Origin of the sequence: Sphingobium sp. D43FB (assembly GCF_002312805.1) — a bacterium.
In the GTDB taxonomy this organism is placed as follows: Bacteria; Pseudomonadota; Alphaproteobacteria; order Sphingomonadales; family Sphingomonadaceae; genus Sphingobium.
Window position 1 is genome coordinate 1 of record NZ_NMUA01000087.1, and the last position, 3,581, is coordinate 3,581.

The 3,581-nt window shown below is 57.4% G+C and carries 3 protein-coding genes; all 3 read left to right on the forward strand.

Annotation, left to right across the window (positions count from 1 at the left end):
- Positions 1-1,205, forward strand: a 1,205-nt coding sequence (locus SxD43FB_RS23090) for an IS66 family transposase (protein ID WP_096064116.1), incomplete at its 5' end; no start/stop codon positions are given.
- Positions 1,205-1,501 carry a hypothetical protein gene (locus SxD43FB_RS23095; RefSeq protein WP_096064117.1) on the forward strand — a complete coding sequence of 99 codons (297 nt, stop codon included), beginning with the start codon at positions 1,205-1,207 and terminating at the stop codon, positions 1,499-1,501. The genes SxD43FB_RS23090 and SxD43FB_RS23095, both read left to right, overlap by 1 nt.
- A 479-nt stretch (positions 1,502-1,980) precedes the next feature.
- Positions 1,981-3,021 carry a hypothetical protein gene (locus SxD43FB_RS23100; protein ID WP_096064118.1) on the forward strand — a complete coding sequence of 347 codons (1,041 nt, stop codon included), beginning with the start codon at positions 1,981-1,983 and terminating at the stop codon, positions 3,019-3,021.
- Positions 3,022-3,581: the final 560 nt, after the last annotated feature.

The following is a 3,581-nucleotide window of genomic DNA, read 5'->3' on the forward strand; positions in this document are numbered from 1 at the left end:
TCGTCGGCGAAGACGTGAGCGAGATCCTCGAGATGATCACGGCAAAGCTCCAGGTCATCGAAGTCGCCCGCCCGAAGAAGTCCTGCCGTTGCTGCGAGAAGATGGTCCAGGTGCCAGCCCCGAGCCGGCCGATCCCCGGCAGCATGGCCGGAGGAAGTCTCCTGGCTTACGTGCTGATCTCGAAGTTTGACGACCATTTGCCGCTGTACAGGCAGAACGAGATCATCGCGCGCATGGGTGCCGACATCCCACGCAGCACGCTGGCCGATTGGTGTGGTCGCTCGATGCGGATCCTGCAGCCGGTAATCGATCGGATCGAGGCCTCGGTCCTGGGCAGCGACATCCTGCACGCCGACGACACACCGATCCGCGTGCTGGCTCCGGAACGACGCGCCAAGGGTATCGGCAAGGGTGTGATGCAAGGCCGGATCTGGGGCTATGTCTGTGATCAGCGGCCTTGGGCCGGCACCGCGCCGCCTGGGGTCGTCTACCGCTATGCGCCCAACTGGAAAGCCGAGCACGTACTTGCTCACTTGGGCAGCGCAAGCGGTATCCTGCAAGCCGACGCCTACAAAGGCTATGCGAAGCTCTACGAACCCGTCGCGGATGGTGAGCCTCGCTTCCGCGAAGCGGCCTGCTTTGCGCATTGGCGACGCGATTTTCATGACATCTGGACATCGCAAAAATCCGAGATCGCGCACGAGGCGCTCGAGCGTATCGGGCAACTCTACGACATTGAGCGCAAGATCGCGGGCAAGCCTGCCGATATCCGCCGGGCAGTACGCCAGGAGCTGAGCCGACCCAAGCTCGAGGCTCTGCATAGCTGGGCCGAGAAGCAACTCACCCGTATCTCGACCAAGGGAGACTTGGCAAAGGCCTTTCGCTACGCCCTGGGGCGCTGGCACGCCTTCAGCCTCTTTATCGACGATGGACGCGTCGCCATCGACAACAACGCTGCCGAGCGGGCTGTCCGGCCCATATGCCTGGGCAAGAAGAACTGGTTATTCGCCGGCTCCGAAACAGGCGCCGAAACCCTCGCCCGCGCCATGACGCTGATCGAAAGCGCTAAAATGAACGGCCTCGATCCACAAGCATACATCACCGACCTGCTCAATCGCATCCACGATCACAAGATCAACAGGATCGACGAGCTGTTACCCTGGAACTGGGTGCCGCGCACCATCCCGCAAGCACTGGCCGCCTGATGGCCGCTGTCACTTCCCTCCTCACCCTCGACTATGTCGCCAGGATACTCGACGAGAACGTGGAGTTGCTGGAAGCCATCGTTTCAAACGACGACAACCTCACCTACGGCGCCATCGTCAGCGTCCACACCGGTCTGGACGAGTCCATCACCGCGCTGACGGATCACGGCGTGGAAGAACTGACGGACATGCTTAGCCAAGCACGTCTCACGACCAAGGCCTGGCACCAATTCCTCGATGACTTTATCGACGATCCCGAGCTCGCCGCGCGCTTCAAGGCCCATAAGCCGCGGTAACAATCGGACGGTTACCATTCAACATCGGCGGCATCTTTGAATCCGACAATGTTGCCATTGATATCGGTCCCCTTCCTGTCCCCCGATAAGGATCCGATCCTGCGATCGGAATTGCGGCAGTCGAGCTTTGAGTTCAGCGCAACGTAAAGACCGCGATGTCATTTGACAGAATGTCGTGTTTGCCCGATTCTCTCTAACATTATTCAAAAGCATATTGCGGATGAAATCACTCTAGCGTGTGACGACTGTAGAACGTAGCTCTTCCACAGTTTTAAAATGAAGCGGTGCATATCTCAAATTATGCACAACAAGTGCAAAACGCGCATATTATCGTATTCGGCTATTATACATTGGTGACGCTGCTTCGCTTTTCTGAGTTTTAATCGATATCGCTCAATACGGCGAATGCAGGCCATATCGCATGATTTTCATGATGATTTGAGGGCAAACAACCGACTGCTGAATGGAGACATCTCAAAATGTTCATTCCGAATAAGCTCACTCAAACGGCCTTGGTCGCACGCGATCGATCCCTCGACTGGCTTTTGCAGCACATAGATTCCGACGGTCGACCGGCGGATTGCGAGACCCGAACCGGATGGAGCCGCCTGGGTTGGGGCCTCGCGGTAGCTGGCCAACCCGCAGCGGCTAGCGCCGTCGTCAATTGGGCCGCGAAGCATCGGATCGCCGAGAATGGGGATTACCGACCCGGCTTCATGCAAGGGCAAAGCTATATTTCCCAATATGCAAATTACTGGCTCGGCACATTTGTCGTAAGCGCCTGGATGGCAGGAAGCTATGACATCGCCATGCGTTCCATGGGCTATCTCGCGAGCCAACAGGACCCGGTACATGGTGGACTGCCGACACGCCTGGACAGTGGCAATCACCCCGCGGGTATCTGCGATGTTCTCTCGACGGCACAGGTTGGCCTTTCCGCACTCATCACAGGGCAATTGGATGTCGCCGACAAGGTTTACCTTTGGCTCAAAGGACTTTTAGCAGTTCAACCGTCTGCACACAGCTTCTACATGTTCCGCCAAGGCGAGGACGTATGGCGCACGCCCGACCCGGCTTTCTCCTGGGCTGCAATTGTGCCTTTCGATCAGCCGCGACAGGCTTTCTATGGCCCAGGAATGGCTGCAGTGTTTCTTGCGCGATATGCGCACATTCGCCACAGGCCAGAGGCAATCGAACTCGCTCGGAATTTTCTCCACTATAATATCAACGGCACACAGGAGCAATTTACCGACCTTGAAAGCGTCCAAGCATGCAAATTTGGTTGGGCCGTGGGCGTCATGCATCAGGCTGACCCGAACGGCGGATGGGGCAGATGGCTTGCTCCAATGACAAAATGGTTCATTGACCGCCAGGATCCACAAGGGTGGTGGGGACCTTCTAGATTCGCGGACTCCAATCCTTCATATTCCGATCGCCTTGTCAAAACATCGGAACATCTAATGGAAATCACGGCTTTGATTTCGGCGCTGAGCGCGGGCACGTGCGAACACAAGGCGTGACCATGGACGTCCCCGCCTTCCCCTTGCAGCTCAAGCGTCAAGCATGCCTGATCGGCGGACAAGGGATCAGAAATGGAGCCGGGATGAATGTCGATGATCCAGCTAACAGGCTGGGATCGGCAAAGGTCCGCTGATGGTTGAGCTCGAAGCACGGACAGCGATCGAGGCAGCACAGTCGGCACTCCCGCATTGGGCCGGTATCAGTAGACCTTGAAAGAGCGTCATTGCTCCGTAAATTTGCGCAACTGATGCTCGACCAGGCTGATGCCCTCGCGCATTTGCTCAGTGAAGGACAGTGGACGCTTCACAGCGAAGCCACAGACGAAATTCACTAAGCGGTACCCTGTCTTGGTAGTTTTCCGAGTAGGCAAGGCGCTTCTCCGGCGGAATCGTGCGCGAGCACCAAAGGGACGAGCGGATCTTCCTACTGCGGCCCCTCCGTGCCAACGACGGTGAGACAAAGCACCGCCGGTAATTTAGCCTTGAGGGCGCGGATGAGATATCACCATGGTTATGCCGCGTATTCCAAACGACGAGACGAACTCCGCCGCCGCAGGCGC

Excerpts from the sequence above, each read along its gene's own strand:
- SxD43FB_RS23095 (WP_096064117.1), top strand. The coding sequence starts at position 1,205 with ATGGCCGCTGTCACTTCCCTCCTCACCCTCGACTATGTCGCCAGGATA.
- SxD43FB_RS23100 (WP_096064118.1), top strand. The coding sequence starts at position 1,981 with ATGTTCATTCCGAATAAGCTCACTCAAACGGCCTTGGTCGCACGCGAT.